Below are 23,144 nucleotides of genomic sequence, written 5' to 3' on the forward strand. Positions count from 1 at the left end.
GACTCTTTTGGCTTAAACATTGATTTCACCACTTATTTTTATTAGTTGTGTTGAAGATCTTTATTGAAAACACTCTGTTGATTGGTGCGGAAGGCACGAAGACTCCTGCGGGAGTACGGGTCAGGGGAGACCCCGCAGGAGCGAAGCGCCGAGGAGGCTCCCCGGCACGCCCGCGGAAAGCGAAGTGCCTGGAGCGCCAATCAACAGACCTATTTAAAGTCTATGTACCAATAACATTCTAATGAATTAATGCGGTGAACTGTTGGAGTGATTGAATAAAATAAGAGGCTGCCGAGGGTTTTTCTCTTATTTAATAGCCTTAACTAACGTTCTAAGAAAAAAAGTACAAGCATATAAATGAACGATAGAAAAAGGAGGGTCGTTCAATCTATGCGTGTTTCAAATGTTACTGTCCGTAAACGATTAATGATTGCACTATTCATTGGTATTCTAACCTTCTTGATTATTGATGTCCGACTTGGATATGTACAATTTGTTTTGGGTGATTGGTTGACTGCAGGTGCTAGAGACTCCTGGAGCCGAAATATCCCATTTGAACCTGAACGGGGTGAAATTGTGGACCGGAATGGAGTCGCGTTAGCAACCAATATTAGTACTCCGACCGTCTGGGTCGTTCCAAGACAAATTAAAGACCCAGCCACGACCGCGGAAAAGCTTGCTTCCGTTTTAAATATGTCAAAAGAAAAGGCCTATCGTGATATCACCTTAAAAGAGAGGATTGTTCGAATTAAGGAAGGTAGAAAAATTTCACATGAAAAGGCCAAGGAAATAAGATCTTTAGGACTAGAAGGTGTCTATATCGGTGAAGATTCTAAGCGGCACTATCCAATGGGGAGCTATCTATCACATGTTCTAGGGTTTGCAGGAGTGGACAACCAGGGATTGATGGGCCTAGAACAATACTATGATAAAGAATTAAGTGGTGAAAGGGGCTCCGTTAAATTCTATGCGAATGCTAAAGGGGAAAGAATGAACGATATGGCAGATGATTACGAGAAACCGACGAACGGTCTTGATTTGAAGCTGACAATCGATTCAAAAATACAAACAATTGTTGAAAGAGAGTTGGATATCGCTGACGCAAAATACAATCCAGATGGAATTGTTGCCATTGCGATGAACCCGAATAATGGTGAGATATTAGCTATGTCGAGCAGACCAACTTTTGATCCAGCGAAGTTTCAAAATGTTCCTCAAGAGGTATATAACCGCAATCTCCCAGTTTGGTCAACGTACGAACCAGGGTCAACTTTTAAAATAATTACCTTAGCCGCAGCGTTGAATGAAGGAAAAGTGAATTTGGAAAAGGAACATTTTCATGATTCTGGTTCCGTTCAAGTAGCAGGTGCAAGGTTAAAGTGTTGGAAAAGAGGGGGCCATGGCGATCAGTCCTTTTTAGAAGTTGTACAAAATTCCTGTAACCCAGGTTTTGTGGAATTAGGGCAGAGGCTTGGCAAAGATAAGCTGTTTAAATATGTGAAGGATTTTGGGTTTGGTCAAAAGACTGGTATCGACTTACAAGGAGAAGGAACAGGTATTTTGTTCAATTTAGACCGAGTTGGTCCAGTTGAGCAAGCAACGACAGCCTTTGGACAAGGGGTATCAGTGACACCAATCCAACAAGTTACTGCTGTATCTGCGGCCATTAATGGCGGGATATTATATAAGCCTTATATTGCTAAAGAGCTAATCGATCCAGTTACAAAAGAAGTGGTGATGAGAAATTCTCCAGTTGAAAAAAGGAGAGTTATTACCGAGGAAACTTCAAAAGAAATTCGCCATGCCCTTGAGAGCGTAGTTGCTCAGGGTTCAGGTGGAAAGGCATTTGTTGATGGTTACCGCGTTGGAGGCAAAACAGGTACGGCCCAGAAAGCAAAAAACGGTAGATATTTAGAAAATAACTTTATCGTATCGTTTATTGGATTTGCCCCAGCAGATGATCCGCAAATTGTTGTCTATGTGGCCGTTGATAACCCAAAAGGGATTACAGCCTTTGGTAGTACAGTAAGTGCACCAATTGTTGGCAATATTATGAAGGATAGTTTAAGCCAGATGGGGATAAAACCTCGGAAAAATCAAATGGAAAAAAAACTGAAATGGCCAGATTCACCGTTGATAAAATTACCGGATTTCACCGGGTTATCTAAAATGGAATTAATGGACCAATTTATAAACTTAAAAATTGATGCAAGCGGCGAAGGAGATGTGGTTGTTAGGCAATCTCCTGAAGCGGGTACCAAAGTTAAAGAAGGTTCAAAAATTAGGCTTTATTTTGGAAAAGAGGAATAAGAGAATAAACAATCATTTATGGAAGGGCGGTCGGAATAATTTCCGCCGCCTAATTTTTTCATTAAGTTTTAATTACTAAGGCTCTTTTCGTAAACTATTGTTGCTTTTGGAGCTTAATTAGTGTCATTTACTAAGTTTCTAGGCAATTTTCGCAAATGTTCTTACGAAAAGATGCCACGTATTATAAAGTTATACGGGGTGATGAACTTATACGAAAAACAACAATCTATACGAAAATAGCCATTACTAAATAGCAAAATAAAATATTTTAATGTAAAATAAGATGGAACTTTCTTACGAGGAATATTCAAGTGAAATATTAGTCATATGTATGTACGGTTATGAGAGGATTTGAGAGAAATGAAGCTACAAAAGCTGCTTAAGGATTTGCATCTTCTAGTTCCTTTTCAAGGTGAGGACACAGAAATTACTTCAATCGAAAACGATAATCGGAAGGTGCAAAAGGGGAGCTTATTTATTTGTATTAAAGGATACACAGTAGATGGGCATGATTTTGCGGAATCCGCTGTAAATAGCGGGGCAGCAGCTGTACTAGCTGAGCGTCCGTTAACACTCGATGTACCTGTTATTCTTGTTAAAGATACCACGAGAGCAATGGCTGTGATTTCTGATGCCTTTTATGAGCAGCCAACTAAAGACCTGCACTTAATTGGAATCACAGGAACAAACGGGAAAACAACCACCAGTCATTTACTTGAAAAAATATTTGCAGATGCTGGTCAAAAAACAGGTCTTATTGGGACTATGTACACTAAAATCGCTGACAAGACGATTGAAACAAAGAATACAACCCCTGAAAGCTTAACACTTCAAAAAACCTTTAAACAAATGGTTGAAGCAGGTGTCGATATAGCAGTAATGGAGGTTTCTTCACATGCGTTAGACCTTGGAAGGGTTCATGGCTGCGATTATGATGTAGCTGTGTTTACAAATCTATCGCAAGACCATCTGGACTATCATAAAACTATGGATGAATATAAGCGCGCCAAGAGTTTATTATTTGCCCAGCTTGGCAATACGTTTAATCATCAAAAACCAAAATTTGCAGTTTTAAATGCAGATGATCCTGCATCAGATATGTATAGTAGGTCGACTGCTGCACACGTCATTACATATGGAATCGACAATAAGGCTGATATTCAAGCGAAGAACATTCAAATGACTTCTTCGGGTACAAGGTTTGATCTTATTGTCCAAACAGAAAAGTATCCGATCGAAATGCAATTAATTGGTAAATTCAGTGTTTATAATGTTTTAGCAAGTATTGCGGCATCCGTAGTGTCCGGAATCGCTATTGAGGATGTGATCAAGTCCATCGAAGGCGTGACGGGTGTATCAGGGAGATTTGAACTTGTAAATTCAGGACAGGATTTCACTGTAATTGTTGATTATGCCCATACACCAGACAGTCTTGAAAATGTTTTAAAAACGATTCGGAATTTTGCTAAGAAAAAGGTTTTCGTTATTGTTGGCTGTGGTGGAGACCGCGACCGCACGAAGCGGCCATTAATGGCTCAAATAGCCTGCCAATGGGCTACAGATCCCATTTTCACTTCTGATAATCCAAGAAGTGAAGACCCATTAGCGATATTGAAGGAAATGGAAGCAGGATTGCAAGGTGCAACATACCGAATAATCCCTGACCGCAAAGAAGCGATCCAAACTGCTATTGGGGAGGCATCGGAGGGTGATGTGATCTTAATTGCTGGTAAAGGACATGAAACCTATCAAATAATTGGCAATGTAGTTCACGACTTTGATGACCGACTTGTGGCTCGGGAAGCGATTGAGGGGAGATAGCTATGTATTTAGCTTTAAAAGACTTGGCAAGTTTATTTGAAAATAGTCGCGGGATCCAAGATAACCTATTATTTGTTACAGTTTGCGACCAAGCTCATATAGCGCAGCCAAAAGGATTATTTGTATCATTAAGTGGAAAGTCTGGGGAACTTTCAGAAGCGATTGCAAATGGAGCAATCGCCGCTATTTGGGAGCAAGGGCACGAGGTTCCAAGCTATACTCCGAACCACTTTCCAGTATTCTTTGTACCAGACCCTATTAAGGCGATTGGAACCATATTAAATCGTTATATTGAAAAATTAAATGGAGAAACAGATGAAATTATGGATATAACTAACTTTAAATTTTCAAATAAAGAACTTCTTAATAAAAATAAAGAATCATATGATATAGCTGTGATGTTACAAAAGGTTACTAGAAAAAACACAGCTGAAAGGAGGGAATAAAATGCTCGAGCAAGTTATTTTCTTCACAATAATTATGGGATTTCTTATCTCGGTATTGCTTTCTCCTGTTTTTATTCCCTTCTTAAGAAGGTTGAAATTTGGACAAAGCATTCGTGAAGAGGGGCCAAAATCCCATCAAAAGAAATCAGGCACTCCCACCATGGGCGGAGTGATGATTATGTTTTCGATTGTTATTACGACACTTGTAATGACAGGGAAATTTTCTGAACCAACTGTTAAAACATACTTACTGCTTCTTGTTACGCTTGGCTTTGGATTGCTTGGGTTTTTAGACGATTTTATCAAAGTTGTTCTAAAACGGAATTTAGGGTTAACATCTAGACAAAAGCTGGCAGGTCAAATTATTATTTCAGTTATCTTTTATCTTATTTATAAACAACAAGGTTTTTCTACCGAAATAAGCATTCCATTTTCGGATACGACATTTGATTTAGGCTGGTTTTTTATTTTCTTTATCATATTCTGGCTGGTTGGATTTTCAAATGCAGTTAATTTAACAGATGGACTCGATGGATTGGTGTCAGGCACCGCAGCAATTGCGTTTGGTGCATTAGCTGTTCTTGCTTGGAATCAAAATCAGATTGAAATTGCGATATTTTCTGTAGCTGTTGTAGGCGCGGTGTTAGGATTCTTGGTGTTTAATGCCCATCCGGCAAAGGTTTTTATGGGAGATACAGGTTCGCTTGCTCTCGGTGGGGCTATTGCGACGATTGCTATTCTTACGAAGCTTGAAATTTTGCTGATCATCATTGGCGGAGTATTTGTTATTGAAACGTTATCGGTTATTTTACAGGTTATTTCCTTTAAAACAACGGGTAAGCGGATTTTCCGTATGAGCCCACTACATCATCACTATGAATTAGTCGGTTGGTCGGAATGGCGTGTAGTTGTTACTTTTTGGAGTGTAGGATTAATATTTGCGGTACTAGGAATCTATATTGAGGTGTGGTTATAAATTGAAACAGATTAAATCTTTCAGTCATAAAAAGATTCTTGTCCTTGGTTTGGCGAAAAGCGGGGTAACAGCAGCCGCATTATTACATAAGCTTGGTGCATTTGTAACTGTTAATGATAAAAAACCATTTTCGGAAAATCCAGAGGCTCAAGGATTATTAGAACAAGGGATTAAAGTAATTTGTGGTGATCACCCTATTGAGCTTCTTGATGAAGGATTCGAGTTGATCGTCAAAAACCCAGGGATTCCATATAACAACCCAATGATTGCAGGCGCGATTGAAAAAGGGATTCCTGTTATCACTGAAGTGGAACTTGCGTATGCAATTTCTGAGGCTCCATTTATTGGAATCACAGGGACAAATGGGAAAACAACAACAACAACATTAGTTTATGAAATGTTAAATGAGGATCATAAGCATCCGTTAATCGCAGGCAACATTGGCACGGTGGCTTCCGGGGTAGCCGAGGAAGCAACAGCGGAGAATACGATTGTTATTGAATTATCCTCTTTTCAATTAATGGGCATTGCCACTTTTAAACCCAAAATTGCCATTCTTACGAACCTTTATGATGCTCATTTAGATTATCATGGGACAAAAGAGGAGTATATTGCAGCAAAGGCAAACATCACAAAAAATCAAACCGAGCTAGACTATCTGATCGTCAATGCCGATCAAGCAGAGACGTTAGAAGTCGCTCGTCACTCTAAAGCCAGCATTATCCCTTTTTCTACTAAGAAGGAACTGACAGTAGGTGCTTATCTTTCTGACGGCTGGATTATGTTTAATCACGAAAAAGTGATGGAAATTGAGAAAATAGCTTTACCGGGTAACCACAATCTTGAAAATATTTTATCTGCTATGGCGTCAGCAAAGCTATCTGGAGTAGATAATAGTGCCATTCAGCGGGTCCTTAGAACTTTCACTGGTGTCAGGCACCGCCTGCAATATGTAAAAGAAGTGGACGGTAGAAAATTTTATAATGATTCGAAAGCAACGAATATACTGGCGACCATTAATGCCTTAGCTGCATTTGAAACCCCGGTTATTCTACTTGCAGGCGGACTAGATCGAGGTAATGAGTTTGATGAACTTCTGCCTTATTTAAAAAATGTAAAAGCGATGATAACCTTTGGGCAAACCGCTCCGAAGATGGAACGCATTGGAAAAGAAGCTGGAATAAAACTTATCAAGCGTGTCGATAATGTTGACAAGGCAGTGCCTGAAGCTTATCGATATTCTGAATCAGGTGACGTTATATTACTATCTCCAGCCTGTGCGAGCTGGGATCAATATAAAACTTTTGAGGTCAGGGGAGACATTTTTATCGAAGCGGTGCATAAGCTTAAGTAAGGGCTTGTCTTAGCCGGAAAAGCGCAAGCGCTCTGTCAGCGAGGTACACTAATTGTCGCTAAGAGCTGAAGCAAGACAGTAATTAAGGTTCTGCTAAGCCCTAAAACTAGCAGTTGAGGTGTATTGTGGTGCCGACAAAGAAAACAACTCCTGATTTTATTTTAATGATTGTAACATTCACGCTTCTGGCAATAGGGCTTATCATGGTTTACAGCGCAAGTGCTATTTGGGCTGAATATAAATTTAATGATTCCTTTTTCTTTGCAAAAAGACAAACCCTTTTTGCCGGGGTCGGAGTTGCTGCCATGTTTTTCATCATGAACATCAATTATTGGACGTGGCGGACGTGGTCCAAAACCTTTCTAATTGTTTGTTTTGTGTTACTTATACTTGTTTTAATTCCTGGGATTGGTAATGAAAGAAATGGTTCTAGAAGTTGGATTGGTGTAGGAGCCTTTTCAATACAGCCTTCCGAATTTATGAAACTGGCAATGATTGCTTTTTTGGCAAAGTATCTTTCGGAACGTCAAAAGTTAATTACTTCTTTTAAGAAAGGTCTTATTCCTTCCTTAGGGCTTGCCTTTCTAGCCTTTGCGATGATTATGCTTCAACCTGATTTAGGTACAGGAACTGTCATGATGGGCACCTGTGTTGTTATGATATTTATTGCTGGTGCACGGATTAGCCATTTTTCTTTACTTGGACTATTGGGTATAGCGGGTTTTGTCGGCTTAATTGCTTCCGCTCCATATCGAATGAAAAGAATAACTTCCTTTTTGGATCCATGGTCCGACCCGCAGGGAAGTGGTTTTCAAATGATTCAATCGCTTTTTGCGATTGGTCCTGGTGGATTGTTTGGACTGGGACTTGGCGAGAGCCGTCAGAAGTTCTTTTACCTGCCGGAACCACAGACGGACTTTATCTTTGCGATTCTATCTGAAGAACTAGGGTTCATTGGCGGTTCTTTTATTTTACTGTTATTTGCTCTATTGTTATGGAGAGGTATTCGAATCGCTTTAGGTGCACCTGATTTATATGGCAGCTTTCTAGCCGTTGGAATCATCGCAATGGTGGCAATTCAGGTAATGATTAATATTGGTGTTGTTACGGGTCTAATGCCTGTCACAGGTATCACTTTGCCATTTTTAAGCTACGGAGGCTCTAGTTTGACTTTGATGTTAATGGCAATCGGTGTTCTCCTTAACATCAGCAGGTATTCGAGATTATGAACCTACACCCTGTTTAGTAGCAGGGTTCTTTTTATTTTTTGCTGTGTTTACCTAAATTAAATCATATCTTTACATTTAGATAACATTCTTTTTTCATTTGCGTTATTTCGATTGTTTTTATAGTAATATAGGGTATGCCATTAGGTGTTAAATAGTTAATGAGGTGGAAAAATGAAAATAGTTGTTAGCGGTGGAGGGACTGGCGGGCATATTTATCCTGCTCTCGCACTAATTCGTGAAATACAAAAACAGAATAAAGAGGCTGAATTTTTATACATAGGGACTAGGAATGGCTTAGAAAGCAAGCTTGTTCCGATGGAAAATATTGATTTTAAAGATATTCATATCACAGGTTTTAAAAGAAAGCTCTCCTTTGAAAATATAAAAACAGTTCTACGCTTCCTAAAAGGTGTGCAAGACAGTAAAAAAATGTTAAAGGACTTCAAACCAGACATTGTCATCGGAACAGGCGGGTATGTTTGCGGACCTGTAGTATACGCCGCTTCTAAACTTGGAATTCCAACTATTATTCACGAACAAAATAGTGTTCCTGGCTTAACAAATAAATTTTTAAGCCGATATGTAAATAAGATCGCTATTTGTTTTGAAGAGGCGAAGGAATATTTTCCAGAAAACAAGACCGTATTCACGGGAAATCCACGTGCATCTGAAGTGATTGGTAAGGATGGGATTCAAGGCCGTCTTGCTGCTGGACTTAGTGCAACAATGCCGGTGGTTTTAATCTTTGGTGGCAGTCGCGGTGCAAGGCCAATTAATGAGGCAGTAGTGAAGGCATTTGCTGATTTGGCAGAAAAACCGTATCAAGTTCTTTATATTACGGGAGACGTACATTATGAGGATGTTAAAAAGGAAGTTGAATTAATTGGAAACCCTAAAAATGTAGTCATTAAACCATTTATTCATAATATGCCAGAGGTTTTGGCAGGGGTCGATTTGGTGGTTTCAAGAGCAGGAGCAACGACGCTAGCTGAAATAACCTCACTTGGTATTCCAAGTATCCTAGTCCCAAGTCCTTATGTTACAAATAATCATCAAGAGAAAAACGCAAGGTCACTAAGTGACCATGGGGCTGCCGAATTATTATTAGAGAAAGACTTAAATAATAATAGTCTTGTGAACCATATCGATCGTATTCTTATAAATAAAGATAAATTAAAGGAAATGAAGATAAAAGCCAAAAAAATGGGTGTTCCTGATTCAGCTTTGAGACTATATTCGTTAATGCAAGACTTGGTTAAAACAAATCGAAAGTAGCCCAAATAGGTTTTTGGCATAAACTGAAATAAATGCATCTAGGAAAGTTAGGGTGGTAAAAATGGACGGAATCTTAAACGAGTTACTAGCTTTAAATATCGGCAAGGTTAAGGAAAATGAACCTCTAGCTAATCATACAACAATGAAAATAGGGGGTCCTGCCGACCTTTTTATTGAACCGTCGTCTGTTGAAAATTTAAAGACTGTCATGAATGTTATTGAAAAACATGGATTAAAATGGCGTGCCATTGGGCGTGGATCAAACTTGTTAGTGTCGGATAAGGGAATTGAAGGGGCTGTTATCAAGCTAAGTTCTGGAATGGATCACCTTGAGATTAACGATACAAGTATTACAGTTGGCGGTGGTCATCCTCTTGTAAGCTTATCAACACTGATAAGCAAAAAGGGACTTGCGGGTTTAGAGTTTGCTAGTGGTATTCCTGGTTCAGTTGGTGGAGCCGTTTATATGAATGCAGGTGCGCATGGTTCGGATATTAGTAAAATTTTAACAAAAGCACATATTTTATTTGAGGATGGAAAAATGGAATGGCTCTCAAATCAGGAGATGGAGTTCTCCTACAGAACATCAATCCTTCAAAAAACTCGTCCAGGTATTGTAGTGGAAGCGGTTTTTGACCTTGTGAAAGGTGATCGAGCAGCCATCGTAGCTCAAATGCAAAAAAATAAAGATTATCGGAAAGAGACTCAGCCATGGAATTTTCCTTGTGCTGGCAGTATTTTTAGAAATCCGCTTCCGAATTACGCTGGGAAATTAATTGAAACTGCTGGGTTAAAGGGATTTAGTCTTGGCGGTGCAAAAATTTCGGAAATGCATGGGAATTTTATTGTCAATGCTGGAAATGCCACGGCAGAAGATGTTCTAGCGTTAATTCAACATATCAAGGATACCATCTTTAGCTTATATGAAGTAAGGATGGAAACAGAAGTGGAGATCATCGGAAGAAAGTAAGAAAAGCGGAAGCGCCTTGTCCAGAGAAAAAAGTAGTTCATTTTTTCCTATGGCCGACAAGCAAAAGACCCCTAGGCGCTACAGCTAGACAGTTATCAATTTCCAAAGAAATTATCCTTACTTTTCTAGTACTAAATGTCGTACGAATGACAAATATTGTGTTATAATTACTGATAATATTATAGGTGCAACCTCGAAAAAAGTTAGAGACGGCATGGTTTTTCGTGCCGTTGTTTCTCTTTTCGAGGTAACACTATCGAATGTTGGACAGGCTTAGTCTACTAATTTTGGAGCAGCTGCTTTTTATGTGGAGGAATTTTAAATGGAAAAAGGTAAAATCGTAGCTCTCGAGGACCGTATTCCTAAGCTAAAGGAACAAAGACGACGCAAAGCAAACAGACGCCTTGTGCTCCTGTTAATTCTGTTTTTTACAATGATAGTAGTTATCGCCTATTCACAGTCACCGTTAAGTCATGTAAAGACGATAACAATAAAAGGAAATGGAGTGTATTCTGAGGAGGAATTAGTCCGTCAGAGCGGCCTTTCGAATAATACGAATATTTGGAAAATAAAAAAGGATGAAACTGCTGCAAGATTAAAACGTTTATCTGAAATAAAAGAAGCTAATATTAAGGTTCAGTGGCCGAATACAGTTATTATTCAGGTAAAAGAGCATAAAAGGATTGCTTATCTTAAACAAGCAAATAATTTCTTACCAATTATGGAAAATGGAAAAATAATAAAAAAAAGAGCGGCAAAGAAAATCCCTGTAAATTCTCCAATTTTATTTGAGTTTAAAGAAGGGGCAGCCCTCAATCAATTGGTTAAAGAGTTAGAAAAACTTCCAAGTGAAATATCAAATTCTATCTCTGAAATTCATTATACTCCCAAAAAAACTGATAAATATCATATTTCCTTATTTATGAATGATGGATTTGAGGTGAGTGCCACATTAAGAAGTTTCTCGGAAAAAATGGTGCACTATCCCTCAATTATCTCTCAAATAGATCCCAACAAAAAGGGGATTATTGATTTAGAAGTGGGATCGTATTTTAAGGCTTTTGAAACCGAAGCGGAGGAAAAAGAAGTTGAGTAAGATAAGGGTGAAAGGTAAGCATGTCATTTTGTCCCTAGTCTGCCTTGTATTAGGATTTATGATTGCCTTTTCTTATCATTTAACACAAATGGAAATGAATAAAGGAAAACCTAAAGTTTCCGATAAACAGTGGGAAAAGACCCTTGCACTTCGAAACCAATTAATTGCGGAAGAAAAGAGTAATCGTGAATTGCAAAAGGAATTAAACCAAAAACAAGAGATGGTCCTTAAGAATGAAAAAGACCTTTCCAAGGAAGCTGAGGTTTATCAGAATCTTGCTGAGGATGCTGAAAATTATCGTATGTTCTTGGGGAAAGTGAAGGTTAAAGGTAAAGGAGTTAAGATTACACTAACCGACGGTGCTTACGATCCTAAAAAGGATAATATTAATAATTATCTGGTTCATGATCTCCATGTATTTAAAGTGGTAAATGAGCTATATATATCTGGGGCAGCAGCAGTTGCGATAAATGGGCAAAGGCTGACAAGCCATTCTTACATTATTTGCAATGGACCAGTTATTACCGTTGATGGAGTTGAGCATCCAGCCCCTTTTATTATTTCTGCAATTGGAGATCCTGATGTCCTCTCTTCATCAATCAACCTAGTTGGAGGGGTGAAAGATCAGTTAGTAAACGATAATATTGTTTTTTCATTAGAAAAAGATGATGAAATTGTTCTCAACCCAATTCTAGGGAGTTAGTCATTTGTGAAGTGGTGTCCACGGAATGATAATTTAAAAGGTTAGGTGAAAAAAAGTGGACAACAAAAAAAAAAATACAAGTTTTACATTGATCGCAGTTTTAGTGGGTTTCATGATTGCTATCCAGTTTCAAACAGTAAAAAAACCTGCTGAGCGGGATACTCGCGATATTTGGCAGCTTCGAGAAGCATTACTTAAAGAAAAAGAAATCCAATCTAACCTAATAAGTGAAATTCGTTCAAATGAAGAAAAACTGGCAGCCTATGAATCTAAACGAAAACAAAGCAAAGAAGAGGCTTTAATCGATACATTAAAAGAATTAAAGCTCGAAGCTGGACTGTCTGAAATAACTGTCCCAGGTATTAAATTAAAAATTGAACCTGTAATTGAAGAAATTAAGCCAGGAACTCCAGTGAATAGGGTGGTTTCACCGGAACTTCTAATTAGGTTACTAAACGAACTAAATATGTACGAAGCAAAGTATGTAGCAATTGACGGAAAAAGAATTATTAATACGTCCGTGATCCGAGACATCAATCATGATACAAAAATCGATGGTCATACCATTAAAAGTTTGCCGATAGAGGTTCTAGTTGGTGTGGATGATAATACTACAGCTGAAAAATTATATAATCGGATGAAAGTATCCAAATCGACGGAAGAATTTTTTATTGAAAATCTAAGACTTTCTATTTCCAAACCAAATCCGAATGTTACGGTACCAGCCTATGATGATTCTATTAAAATCCGCTACATGGAACCGACAAAAGAAGGAGGCGATTCTTAATGTGGCTTCCGTTCATAGGTTTAATAATTGGGATTATTCTGGGGTTATTAACAGAAATACGCATTCCTGAAGAATATTCCAACTATTTGTCGATTGCTGTCTTAGCAGCATTCGACACCCTTTTCGGTGGGATCAGGGCGTACCTGCAAAATATATATGATGAAAAAGTGTTTGTATCGGGATTCTTTTTTAATATTATCCTGGCTGCAAGTTTAGCTTTTCTCGGTGTTAATCTTGGTGTAGACTTGTATTTAGCGGCAGTTTTCGCGTTTGGTGTCAGATTGTTTCAGAATATTGCTGTAATAAGGCGAATCTTATTGACAAAATGGTCAACGAACAAAGAAAAAGTAGAAAAAAATTGAAATTTTTTAAAGGGAATCATTTAGTTGTGACGAATAATTTTATATGATATTAATATTGAACTTTTATTGAACAAAAAAAAATAAAGTTGTTGTTCAACTTAAGGAAATCTAAAGGAGGTGCCAAAGAATGAACAGCAATGAAATATATGTTAGTCTTGACATCGGTACATCCAGTGTAAAAGTAATCATTGGTGAAATGGTCAATGACTCGGGTAAAGACTCGTTAAATATAATTGGTGTTGGAAATGTGAAATCAGAAGGATTACGCAAAGGGTCAATTGTTGACATGGATGACACCGTTCATTCGATTAGAAGGGCGATAGAGCAAGCAGAAAGAATGATTGGGATGGAAATTAGGGATGTGGTAGTAGGCATCTCAGGTAACAATGTCATGCTTCAACAATGTCATGGTATTGTAGCTGTTTCCAGCCAAAATAGAGAAATCACGAATGAAGATGTCATTCGTGTCATTGAAGCATCACACGTTGGTTCGATCCCACCTGAAAGAGAAAATATTGGTGTTATTCGAAAACAATTTATCTTAGATGGTAAAGATGAAATTAATGACCCCCGCGGCATGATTGGGGTTCGCTTGGAAATGGATGGTACACTTATTACTGGTTCCAAATCGATTATCATTAATACACTTCGATGTGTTGAACGTGCCGGTCTTGAGATAGTAGATATTGTCCTTCAGCCGTTGGCAGCAGGAGATTATGCCCTATCAAAGGATGAGAAAAACCTCGGTGTGGCTCTTATCGACCTTGGGGGCGGTTCAACAACGATAGCCGTTTTTGAAGAAGGATTTATTACACAAACTAGTGTGCTTCCAGTTGGCGGAGATTATATCACAAAAGATATTTCTGTTGGGTTACGGACATCGACAGAAGATGCAGAAAAAATAAAAGTAAAACATGGACATGCATTCTATGATGAGGCATCAGAGGATGAAGTGTTCAGTGTACCGATTATCGGCAGTGATCAGCATCAACAATTTAATCAGCTTGAAATCTCTGATATTATTGAAGCGCGAATGGAAGAGATTTTTGAACTAGTATTGCATGAAATGAAACGCTTAGGATATAGTGACCTTCCTGGCGGTTATGTTTTAACTGGCGGAATTGCAAATATGCAAGGTGTATTAGAACTTGCCCAAGTGATTTTACAAAATAGAGTCCGCATTGCTGTGCCTGACTATATTGGTGTAAGAGAACCTCAATATACCACTGCAGTTGGTTTGATTAAATATGCGTACAAGAATGCTAGATTACCAGGTGGAACAATTGGTTCATCAACCATATCTGAACCTGTCGAAAAGAGAGCGCCCAAACAACAACAACAACCTAAAACAAAAGTAGAAAAACATCCGGAAGATAAGATGTCATCAAAAGTAAAAAAATTCCTTGGTTACTTTTTCGAATAGGCAAATCGAAAAGGTAGCAACGAATTAGGAGGATTGTCATGTTAGAATTTGATACAAATTTAGATTCTCTTGCAACAATAAAAGTAATTGGTGTTGGCGGCGGTGGTAATAACGCGGTAAACCGAATGATTGAACATGGCGTTCAAGGAGTGGAATTTATCGCCGTTAATACTGATGCTCAAGCGCTAAATCTTTCCAAAGCGGAAGTTAAGATGCAGATTGGTGCAAAACTAACCCGTGGACTAGGAGCAGGTGCGAATCCAGATGTAGGTAAGAAAGCAGCTGAAGAAAGTAAGGAACAGCTTGAAGCGGCATTAAGCGGTGCTGATATGGTATTTGTTACTGCTGGAATGGGTGGTGGTACAGGTACAGGAGCAGCACCTGTTATTGCTCAAATTGCTCGTGACTTAGGTGCATTAACTGTAGGTGTAGTTACTCGTCCGTTCACATTTGAAGGTAAAAAACGATCAGGACAAGCATCTGGAGGAATTGGTGCGATGAAAGACGCAGTGGATACACTGATTGTCATTCCTAATGATCGTCTTCTAGAAATCGTTGATAAAAGCACTCCAATGCTTGAAGCATTCCGCGAAGCAGATAATGTTCTTCGTCAAGGTGTACAAGGTATATCTGATTTAATTGCCGTACCTGGTCTTATTAACCTAGACTTTGCTGATGTTAAAACAATCATGTCTAATAAAGGCTCTGCCTTAATGGGTATTGGTGTATCTGCCGGTGAAAACCGTGCTGCTGAAGCCGCTAAGAAAGCAATTAGTTCTCCATTACTTGAAACATCTATTGATGGAGCTCAAGGGGTATTAATGAACATTACAGGCGGTACCAACTTAAGTCTTTATGAGGTTCAAGAAGCTGCCGATATCGTAGCAACCGCTTCTGATCAGGAAGTGAATATGATTTTTGGTTCGGTTATCAATGAATCACTTAAAGATGAAATTATTGTTACTGTTATTGCAACAGGATTTAAAGAAGAAACTGTGCAGCCAAAAGCTACCCGTCCTACTTTTGGACAGGCTAAACCACAAATGGGCGCTGTGAAGAGAGAACAGCCAAAACGTGAAGAGGTTCAGCAAGAACCAATTCGCCATACCCAAGTTAACCAAGAAGAAACTTTGGATATTCCAACCTTCTTACGCAACCGTAATCGCAGAAGGTAGATAAATAAATAAAAAATTAAGAGACACGGCCTAATCACAGGGTCGTGTCTTTTTTATTTGGGTTAAGTTAAATCGAATTGTTGAAATCAACAGCTGGGTAATAACAGCCTTATTATTTATTACAAAATCCATCTGACAAAATCCGTTCTGAATAGTGGAAATTTCTGTTTTTTTGATTACAGAAAGTGACACACTTCAGCCATGCAAGTACGTTATACTTTTTCGTAAACAGAAAGGAAAAGCTGACAATTTAAAGAGAGGAAGCTGGTAACTATTTATTTAGATGTGATCTGGGCTCTAAATTTGTTATTTGATAGCCTGCTTCTATATTTAACAGCTATTTTTCTAAAAAGAGAGGTAAAAATCGGGAGACTATTGGCTGGAGGGTTTATTGGTTCATTGATAATTTTATTATCTTTTACGCCATTAAATGTCTATACAAGCCATCCCATTTCAAAATTCATGTTTTCAATCCTGATGGTGTTAATTACTTTTGGATTTAAGCGGCTGACTTTTTTCTTTAAAGCGGTAATGACGCTTTATGTCTCAACCTTTTTAATTGGCGGGGCATTAATGGGAGCCCATTATTTTATCCAATATGACTCTGAGTTAACAACCAAGGTCCTTATGTCCAGTGCAAAAGGGTTTGGCGACCCCATTAGTTGGGTATTCGTTCTAATTGGATTTCCAGTTGCATGGCACTTCTCAAGAAAAAATGTTGAAGGCATGGAGATGACAAAAATCCAATTTGATCAAATTGTTAAAGTAAGTGTAAAAATTAATAATGAAACGCTTACGTTTAAAGGCTTAGTGGATAGTGGGAACCAACTCTATGATCCATTGTCAAAGCTTCCTGTCATGTTCGTATCCATTAAAAACCAACTAGATACGATCCCAGAATCGATTAAGAAACTTGCGGATGACCCAGAATTACTCATCCAAGGCAGTGGAGACCTTCCAGAGGAATGGCAAAATAGGCTCAGAATTGTACCTACTCGTGTGATTGGACAAGAACATCAACTGATTATTGCTGTAAAACCTGAAAGCATATTAATTGAACATAAAGAAACTCAATATCTTTGTGAGAAAGGTCTTGTTTCTTTTACAACAAAGCAGCTTTCAAGCGAGGATGCATTTCAATGTATTGTTCATCCAAAGATGCTTACAGGGCCTAAACAGCAAATTGAAACCGTTAAGGTGAGTTAGTATTACTATACTCAGAAAAACATATTTTAGAAGGAGGAACACGCATGAAAAAATGGAGGCTTCGCCTATCCTACTACTGGTATAAACTATTAATGAAATTGGGCCTAAAAACAGATGAAGTTTATTATATTGGTGGTAGCGAGGCCTTACCGCCTCCTTTGAGTAAAGATGAAGAAGAGATGTTATTGAAAAAATTACCTGGCGGTGATAAAGCAGCAAGGTCAATTTTAATTGAACGAAATCTGCGTCTTGTTGTTTATATTGCTAGAAAATTTGAAAATACCGGAATTAACATCGAAGATTTAATAAGTATCGGAACCATTGGATTAATTAAAGCTGTTAATACATTCAATCCCGAGAAAAAGATAAAACTTGCTACATATGCCTCACGATGTATCGAGAATGAGATTCTCATGTACTTAAGACGAAATAATAAAATCAGATCAGAAGTTTCTTTTGATGAACCGTTAAACATTGATTGGGATGGGAATGAACTTTTATTATCTGATGTTTTAGGAACAGATGATGATATTATCACAAAGGACTTAGAAGCAAATGTTGACCGAAAACTATTGACCAAAGCCCTCCATCAACTGACTGACCGTGAAAAACAAATAATGGAGCTTCGCTTTGGACTTACTAATGGAGAAGAAAAAACCCAAAAAGACGTAGCAGACATGCTGGGAATTTCCCAATCATATATTTCCCGCTTAGAAAAAAGAATTATTAAAAGGCTAAGAAAAGAATTTAATAAAATGGTTTAAGGAAAGAAAAAATTTTTTCATTAAAAAAACCTAATATTTTCGTGACTTAATTGCATTTTTCGACAAATATACACTTGTCCATCATCGTGGATAAGTGCATATTTTTCCTTCTCAAGGAGATACTGTTTTTTGTACAGCAACTCCTGTGAGGAGGGAAAAAGATTGACTCGAAATAAAGTTGAAATTTGCGGTGTGGACACAGCAAAACTTCCTGTCTTAAAAAACGAAGAAATGAGAATACTCTTCAAGCAAATGCAAGAGGGCGATATTTATGCCAGAGAAAAGCTCGTCAACGGTAACTTACGACTCGTATTAAGTGTCATTCAACGATTTAACAATAGAGGCGAGTTTGTTGACGACTTGTTTCAGGTTGGCTGTATTGGGCTGATGAAATCAATCGATAACTTTGATTTGGGCCAAAACGTGAAGTTTTCAACCTATGCGGTTCCGATGATCATCGGAGAAATTCGAAGGTATTTGCGAGATAACAATCCAATTCGAGTTTCTAGGTCCCTGAGGGATATAGCTTATAAAGCCCTTCAGGTAAGGGAGCGATTGATGAGCGAAACTTCAAGGGAACCGACTGCGGAAGAAATAGCCAAGGTCTTAGAAGTTCCACATGAAGAAATTGTATTCGCCCTTGATGCCATTCAGGACCCAGTGTCCCTTTTCGAGCCAATTTATAATGATGGCGGCGATCCAATTTATGTAATGGACCAATTAAGCGATGAAAAAAATAAAGATATCCATTGGATTGAAGAAATTGCTTTAAAAGAGGGTATGCGCAGGTTGAACGATCGTGAGAAGTTAATTTTGCGAAAACGATTCTTTCAAGGCAAAACACAAATGGAGGTTGCAGATGAAATCGGGATATCTCAAGCACAAGTTTCTCGGTTAGAAAAAGCGGCCATTAGACAAATGAATAAAAATATTCAAAGTTAGGCTGTCCATTGGGCAGCTTTATTTTTATTCCTTTTACTAAAACGAAAAACATAATCATATATTTTTCTATAGTAATAAAACCGGGAGTGAGAGAGATGGTAAAAATTTCTGAGTTCCAAATAAAAGATGTGGTTAATGTTTCAGATGGAAAAAGGCTTGGCAATATTGGTGATATCGAAATTAATTTAACTACAGGGAAAATTGAAGCAGTAGTAATAAGCGGAAGCGGAAGGGTGCTTGGCTTTTTTGGGAAAGACGACGACGTGGTTATTCCATGGAAAAATATAATAAAAATCGGTCAGGATGTGATTTTGGTCAGATATAAGGGAAGTGCAGAAAAATTAAGTGAAGAAGCTGAGGTTTGACAGTGTTATTTGCGGTGACCAATTTTTCTTTTCATGGTAAACTATAGAAAAAACAAAAGAGGGATGATAATGGAACCCTTTGTTTTAACAAATCAGTCCTTTTTTACAATTGAAAAATGGGTCAGCCATTTTTCTGGTTTGGTAGTGGGAATGACAACTAAACATGGTGGGTCAAGCAAAAAGGATTTTGAAACTTTGAACCTTGGCTTTCACGTGGGTGATGAAAAAAGCGATGTTTGTTCTAACCGTGAAAAAGTTTCGAGTTTGCTCGCATTTCCGATAAATGATTGGGTAGGCGCTGAACAAACACATGGCATTCAACTTAAAAAAGTTTCTAAATTTGACCGTGGTAAGGGCTCCAATTCCTATGAGGATTCTATCAAAGATACAGATGGTTTTTATACAAATGAGGAGGGCATCTTGTTAACACTCTGCTTTGCCGACTGCGTCCCTCTCTTTTTTATTGCACCTGAATCAAGAATGATTGGAATTGCCCATGCCGGCTGGAAAGGAACTGTTGGGCAAATTGCAAAGGAAATGATAAGTGCGTGGAAAAAAGAAGGAATTAACCCAGAACAGATCCTAGTTACAATTGGCCCATCAATTTGTGAAAAATGTTATATTGTAGATAAACGTGTTATAAATATGGTTGAAAATACACTAGAAGATGTCGAAACTTTACCCTATAATTTAATTAACGATGGCCAGTACTCTTTAGATTTAAGGGAAGTAAATAGGCAAATCTTATTAAAATCTGGTGTACCGGATTCTAATATCCTGATGACTGGATTTTGTTCTAGTTGTGATAAAGAGTTTTTTTCCCACCGCCGTGATCAGGGGAAAACAGGAAGAATGTTATCTTTTATTGGCTGGAAGGAGAATAGTAAACATTTATGAGTGTAGCAGCAAAGTATGAACTGATTAAACAAAAAATTAACGAAGCATGCCTTAATTCAGCCCGGAATCCTGATGAAGTAAAAGTGATTGCTGTTACGAAATATGTCAGTATCCAAAGAGCCAATGAAGCACTTGAGGCAGGGGTAATAAATTTAGGAGAAAATCGTGATGAGGGACTTCTTCAAAAGTGGGAAGTTTTAGGGGACAAGCCAACCTGGCATTATATTGGTTCACTTCAGACACGTAAAGTAAAAAATATTATTAATATTGTTGAATATATACATTCTTTGGACAGAATTTCTCTTGCAGAAGAAATTAATAAACGTGCCGAGCATAAGATGAAATGCTTAGTACAAGTTAATGTCTCAGGGGAAGAATCAAAGCATGGCTTAAGTGCTGAAGAGGCTCTGCCTTTTATTGAATCACTTCGTAAATTTGAGTATATCAGTGTGGTAGGTTTAATGACCATGGCTCCACTTACAAATAATGAATCCCAAATACGTGAATGTTTTCGCAAATTAAGAGAACTTCGCGAACAAGTCCAAGCCTTAGATTTGGATTTTGCTCCTTGCACCGAGCTTTCGATGGGCATGTCAAATGATTATGGAATTGCTATTGAAGAAGGGGCTACAATGGTAAGAATAGGCACAGCGCTTGTTGGTGAAGATGGTTAGGAGAGAAAATAATGACGATTAAATCGAAATTAAAAACATTTTTCTTTTTGGATGATGAATATGATGATACTAACGATGATTATCCAGAAACAGTTGAACCAATACCTGTAAAGCAAAAACAACAAGTTGTTAAAACGCAAAACGTTGTTAGCTTACAAAGTGTGCAAAAATCTCCGAGTCCTACATCAAAGTCATCAAAGGTAATTTTAGTTGAACCACGGACTTATTCTGAGTCAACTGATATTGCGGACCATTTAAAAAATCGTCGTGCAGTAGTAGTGAACTTGCAGCGAATTGATAGTGACCTAGGTAGACAAATTATCGATTTTCTAAGTGGAGCAGTTTATGCTATCGGTGGAGACATTCAAAAGATTGGTTTTAGTATATTTTTATGTACACCTGATAATGTTGAAGTGTCAGGAAATATATCAGAGCTGATTCCTGACTTTGAAAATCAAACGACGAGGTGGTAAATCTTAATGGACTTAATTTTTGTTATACTCGGCAAGGTCATTTATTATTATTCGTGGGCATTAATTATTTATATTCTAATGTCTTGGTTCCCAAATGCTAGAGAGTCATCGATCGGTCAATTTCTAGCGAAGATTTGTGAACCATATTTAGAACCATTTAGAAGAATTATTCCATCTATCGGTATGATGGACATCTCTCCTATCGTTGCCTTTCTTGTTTTAAACTTAGCAACAATGGGGCTGAGCAATGTAAGAGATTGGCTTTTGTAAGCATATTGAAATTAGGTTGTGTATTAATAGATGAACATTTATCAGCATTTTCGCCCCGAAGAACAAGAATATATTGATCAGGTGTTAAATTGGAAGAATTATGTTGAGACACACTATACGCCTAAATTAACTGATTTTCTTGATCCAAGGGAACAGCATATTCTAAAAATGTTAATTGGTGAACATGGTGAAGTAAAATACAAACTTTTTGGCGGCTGCTCTAATGTTGAACGAAAAAGAGCTTTAATTTTCCCTGATTATTTAACGTCCATTGATAATAATGAATTTCAAATAAGCCTTTTTGACGTCCAATATCCAACTAAGTTTGTTACAATCGAACATCGGCAGGTATTGGGAACGCTAATGTCATTAGGGTTGAAGCGGGGGAAATTTGGAGATATCCTAACTGAATATGGTAAATGCCAATTTTTTGCCGCAAAGGAAATTAGTGACTATATAAAAAGTAATGTTGAAACCATTGGCAGAGCAGGGGTAAAACTATCGGAAACGGATATTGAAAATGCACTTCCCACCAGTGAAATAATGATGGAGAGTGATTTAACGGTATCTTCGTTACGACTTGATACCGTTATTTCAGGAATTTATCATTTGTCACGGCAGAAATCACAACTTTTTATTCAACAAGGATTAGTGAAAGTAAATTGGACATTAATCGAAAACCCTTCATTTGAATGCGGTGTGGGTGATATGATTTCAGTTAGAGGCAGTGGTCGAGCAAAAATCCTCGCCATTGAAGGAAAAACGAAAAAAGAAAAATGGCGAATAAATGTCGGAAAACAAAAATAACTACATAAGTAAAGAAGGAAATTCGAAGAATGATGTCGAATATTTGCTTATACATATAGAATTCAGATTGTATGGAGGTGGCATTCATGCCGTTAACACCGTTGGATATTCATAATAAAGAGTTTAATAAGGGTTTTAGAGGATATGATGAGGATGAAGTAAACGAATTTCTTGATCAAGTGATCAAGGATTATGAATTAGTCCTTCGAGAGAAAAAAGAATTAGAAGAACGCTTAAACGATATGAATGAGCGTCTTGGTCATTTTGTAACAATTGAAGAAACCTTAAATAAATCTATCATTATTGCTCAAGAAGCAGGTGAGGATGTTAAACGGAATGCCCAAAAGGAAGCAAAGTTGATTATAAAGGAAGCAGAGAAAAATGCTGATCGGATTGTCAATGAATCACTTTCAAAAGCAAGGAAAATTGCTCTTGAAATCGAGGATTTAAAAAAGCAATCTAAAGTATTCCGCACGCGTTTTAAAATGTTGATTGAAGCCCAGCTTGATATGCTAAATACAGATGATTGGGATCATTTATTAGAATATGAGGTTGACGCAACAGAATTAAAAGTTCATCAAGAAGAAGATTCATTAGCTTGACGAAAAGCATTTTTTTAGCATATAATTTCTTAACAGTTATAAAGAATGGTCAATGACGATGAAAGGGACAGTACAATTTTTCTAGGACTTTTTTAGCGATCCGGGGGCGGTGGAAGCCTGGTAAAGTTGAGAAATTGGAAAATCACCCTTGAGTTCCGCAGTCGAACCTCCTATATATAGGTTAGTAGGCTTAGGCGTGTTATTCACGTTACGAATG

24 protein-coding genes and 1 other annotated feature (1 of these 25 running past the window's edge) are annotated in these 23,144 nt (G+C 37.8%); all 24 genes read left to right on the forward strand.

The features are described 5' to 3' along the window. Nucleotides 1–390: 390 nt before the first annotated feature. The 24 genes from ACJ004_RS02175 (at nt 391) to ACJ004_RS02290 (ending at nt 22,927) form a co-directional block, all read left to right on the forward strand. On the forward strand, nt 391–2,310 hold the full coding sequence (locus ACJ004_RS02175) for a stage V sporulation protein D (RefSeq protein WP_410890908.1): 1,920 nt from the start codon (nt 391–393) through the stop codon (nt 2,308–2,310). A gap of 360 nt (nt 2,311–2,670) precedes the next feature. Then, complete coding sequence (locus ACJ004_RS02180; RefSeq protein ID WP_410890909.1) at nt 2,671–4,131, forward strand: UDP-N-acetylmuramoyl-L-alanyl-D-glutamate--2,6-diaminopimelate ligase; 1,461 nt, start codon at nt 2,671–2,673, stop codon at nt 4,129–4,131. Nucleotides 4,132–4,133: 2 nt separating this feature from the next. Then, nucleotides 4,134–4,577 (forward strand): hypothetical protein, encoded by a 444-nt coding sequence (locus ACJ004_RS02185; RefSeq protein WP_410890910.1) that lies wholly within the window; start codon nt 4,134–4,136, stop codon nt 4,575–4,577. A 1-nt stretch (nt 4,578) separates the two neighbouring features. Then, nucleotides 4,579–5,553 carry a phospho-N-acetylmuramoyl-pentapeptide-transferase gene (gene mraY, locus ACJ004_RS02190; RefSeq protein ID WP_410890911.1) on the forward strand — a complete coding sequence of 325 codons (975 nt, stop codon included), beginning with the start codon at nt 4,579–4,581 and terminating at the stop codon, nt 5,551–5,553. Between the two features lies 1 nt (nt 5,554). Further along, nucleotides 5,555–6,907 (forward strand): UDP-N-acetylmuramoyl-L-alanine--D-glutamate ligase, encoded by a 1,353-nt coding sequence (gene murD, locus ACJ004_RS02195; RefSeq protein WP_410890912.1) that lies wholly within the window; start codon nt 5,555–5,557, stop codon nt 6,905–6,907. Between the two features lie 128 nt (nt 6,908–7,035). Beyond that, nucleotides 7,036–8,136 (forward strand): stage V sporulation protein E, encoded by a 1,101-nt coding sequence (gene spoVE, locus ACJ004_RS02200; protein WP_410890913.1) that lies wholly within the window; start codon nt 7,036–7,038, stop codon nt 8,134–8,136. Nucleotides 8,137–8,307: 171 nt separating this feature from the next. Continuing rightward, nucleotides 8,308–9,411, forward strand: coding sequence for an undecaprenyldiphospho-muramoylpentapeptide beta-N-acetylglucosaminyltransferase (murG, locus tag ACJ004_RS02205; protein WP_410890914.1), 1,104 nt, complete (start codon nt 8,308–8,310; stop codon nt 9,409–9,411). Between the two features lie 61 nt (nt 9,412–9,472). Next, nucleotides 9,473–10,381, forward strand: a complete 909-nt coding sequence (murB, locus tag ACJ004_RS02210; RefSeq protein ID WP_410890915.1) for a UDP-N-acetylmuramate dehydrogenase — start codon at nt 9,473–9,475, stop codon at nt 10,379–10,381. Nucleotides 10,382–10,703: 322 nt separating this feature from the next. Beyond that, complete coding sequence (locus ACJ004_RS02215; RefSeq protein WP_410890916.1) at nt 10,704–11,477, forward strand: cell division protein FtsQ/DivIB; 774 nt, start codon at nt 10,704–10,706, stop codon at nt 11,475–11,477. Further along, entirely contained in the window at nt 11,470–12,180 is a 711-nt protein-coding gene (locus tag ACJ004_RS02220; protein ID WP_410890917.1) for a DUF881 domain-containing protein, read from the forward strand. The genes ACJ004_RS02215 and ACJ004_RS02220 overlap by 8 nt, the downstream gene beginning before the upstream one ends. A gap of 55 nt (nt 12,181–12,235) precedes the next feature. Beyond that, nucleotides 12,236–12,967: a DUF881 domain-containing protein gene (locus ACJ004_RS02225; RefSeq protein WP_410890918.1), complete on the forward strand. Its 732-nt coding sequence runs from the start codon at nt 12,236–12,238 to the stop codon at nt 12,965–12,967. Then, the gene (locus ACJ004_RS02230; RefSeq protein WP_026566380.1) at nt 12,967–13,329 is read left to right on the forward strand and encodes a small basic family protein; all 363 of its coding nucleotides are present in this window, start codon (nt 12,967–12,969) and stop codon (nt 13,327–13,329) included. Before ACJ004_RS02225 ends, ACJ004_RS02230 begins: the two co-directional genes overlap by 1 nt. Nucleotides 13,330–13,456: 127 nt before the next feature. Beyond that, the gene (gene ftsA, locus ACJ004_RS02235; RefSeq protein ID WP_410890919.1) at nt 13,457–14,752 is read left to right on the forward strand and encodes a cell division protein FtsA; all 1,296 of its coding nucleotides are present in this window, start codon (nt 13,457–13,459) and stop codon (nt 14,750–14,752) included. Nucleotides 14,753–14,790: 38 nt separating this feature from the next. After that, on the forward strand, nt 14,791–15,927 hold the full coding sequence (ftsZ, locus tag ACJ004_RS02240) for a cell division protein FtsZ (protein WP_410890920.1): 1,137 nt from the start codon (nt 14,791–14,793) through the stop codon (nt 15,925–15,927). A 273-nt stretch (nt 15,928–16,200) separates the two neighbouring features. After that, complete coding sequence (gene spoIIGA / locus ACJ004_RS02245; protein WP_410891259.1) at nt 16,201–17,133, forward strand: sigma-E processing peptidase SpoIIGA; 933 nt, start codon at nt 16,201–16,203, stop codon at nt 17,131–17,133. Between the two features lie 44 nt (nt 17,134–17,177). Next, entirely contained in the window at nt 17,178–17,897 is a 720-nt protein-coding gene (gene sigE, locus ACJ004_RS02250; protein ID WP_026566384.1) for an RNA polymerase sporulation sigma factor SigE, read from the forward strand. A 162-nt stretch (nt 17,898–18,059) separates the two neighbouring features. Continuing rightward, nucleotides 18,060–18,839 (forward strand): RNA polymerase sporulation sigma factor SigG, encoded by a 780-nt coding sequence (gene sigG / locus ACJ004_RS02255; protein WP_026566385.1) that lies wholly within the window; start codon nt 18,060–18,062, stop codon nt 18,837–18,839. Between the two features lie 95 nt (nt 18,840–18,934). After that, a complete protein-coding gene (locus ACJ004_RS02260) occupies nt 18,935–19,204 on the forward strand; it encodes a YlmC/YmxH family sporulation protein (protein ID WP_410890921.1) in 270 nt (89 codons plus the stop codon). Nucleotides 19,205–19,273: 69 nt separating this feature from the next. Next, nucleotides 19,274–20,101 (forward strand): peptidoglycan editing factor PgeF, encoded by an 828-nt coding sequence (pgeF, locus tag ACJ004_RS02265; RefSeq protein ID WP_410890922.1) that lies wholly within the window; start codon nt 19,274–19,276, stop codon nt 20,099–20,101. Further along, entirely contained in the window at nt 20,098–20,775 is a 678-nt protein-coding gene (locus ACJ004_RS02270; protein WP_410890923.1) for a YggS family pyridoxal phosphate-dependent enzyme, read from the forward strand. The genes pgeF and ACJ004_RS02270 overlap by 4 nt, the downstream gene beginning before the upstream one ends. Before the next feature lie 11 nt (nt 20,776–20,786). After that, nucleotides 20,787–21,248, forward strand: coding sequence for a cell division protein SepF (locus tag ACJ004_RS02275; RefSeq protein WP_410890924.1), 462 nt, complete (start codon nt 20,787–20,789; stop codon nt 21,246–21,248). Nucleotides 21,249–21,254: 6 nt separating this feature from the next. After that, on the forward strand, nt 21,255–21,518 hold the full coding sequence (locus ACJ004_RS02280) for a YggT family protein (protein WP_410890925.1): 264 nt from the start codon (nt 21,255–21,257) through the stop codon (nt 21,516–21,518). 30 nt (nt 21,519–21,548) lie between these two features. Next, nucleotides 21,549–22,325 carry a YlmH family RNA-binding protein gene (locus ACJ004_RS02285; protein ID WP_410890926.1) on the forward strand — a complete coding sequence of 259 codons (777 nt, stop codon included), beginning with the start codon at nt 21,549–21,551 and terminating at the stop codon, nt 22,323–22,325. 86 nt (nt 22,326–22,411) lie between these two features. After that, a complete protein-coding gene (locus ACJ004_RS02290; protein WP_335539405.1) occupies nt 22,412–22,927 on the forward strand; it encodes a DivIVA domain-containing protein in 516 nt (171 codons plus the stop codon). A gap of 49 nt (nt 22,928–22,976) precedes the next feature. Continuing rightward, nucleotides 22,977–23,144 (forward strand) — a binding site (T-box leader) (it continues 76 nt past the right edge of the window).

The sequence above is a fragment of the Neobacillus sp. 204 genome (genome assembly GCF_046562815.1).
Classification (GTDB): domain Bacteria; phylum Bacillota; class Bacilli; order Bacillales; family Cytobacillaceae; genus Neobacillus.